Source organism: Bacillus sp. CFBP9009, from assembly GCF_036541465.1.
In the GTDB taxonomy this organism is placed as follows: Bacteria; Bacillota; Bacilli; order Bacillales; family DSM-1321; genus Peribacillus.
Window position 1 is genome coordinate 1 of record NZ_JAZHFU010000052.1, and the last position, 458, is coordinate 458.

Consider the following 458-nt stretch of genomic DNA (forward strand, 5'->3'; position numbering starts at 1 on the left):
TCGTAACAAGGTAGCCGTATCGGAAGGTGCGGCTGGATCACCTCCTTTCTAAGGATAATTACGAGAGCGCTTTTGTTTTGTTCAGTTTTGAATGAGTGATTCATTCAATTAAATAGCAATCCCGCGATAAGCTTGGGAAGCAGAAGCTTATTATTTATGTGAATGGGCCTATAGCTCAGCTGGTTAGAGCGCACGCCTGATAAGCGTGAGGTCGATGGTTCGAGTCCATTTAGGCCCACCATTCCATTTCCCAAAACGGGGCCTTAGCTCAGCTGGGAGAGCGCCTGCCTTGCACGCAGGAGGTCAGCGGTTCGATCCCGCTAGGCTCCACCAATGAAACAATCACGTTGTGATTGGGACAGCTTGTTCCTTGAAAACTAGATAATAGATAGAAGGCAATTAATTTTTTCAAAGCATCTGTAAGATCTTTTTTAACGGTTAAGTTAGAAAGGGCGCAC

General features: G+C 45.9%; 2 tRNA genes. Both read left to right on the plus strand.

The annotated features are described in order from the left end of the window. Positions 1–164 precede the first annotated feature (164 nt). A tRNA-Ile gene (locus V3595_RS28670) sits at positions 165–241 on the plus strand. Positions 242–257: 16 nt separating this feature from the next. Beyond that, positions 258–333 (plus strand) — tRNA-Ala (locus V3595_RS28675). Positions 334–458: the final 125 nt, after the last annotated feature.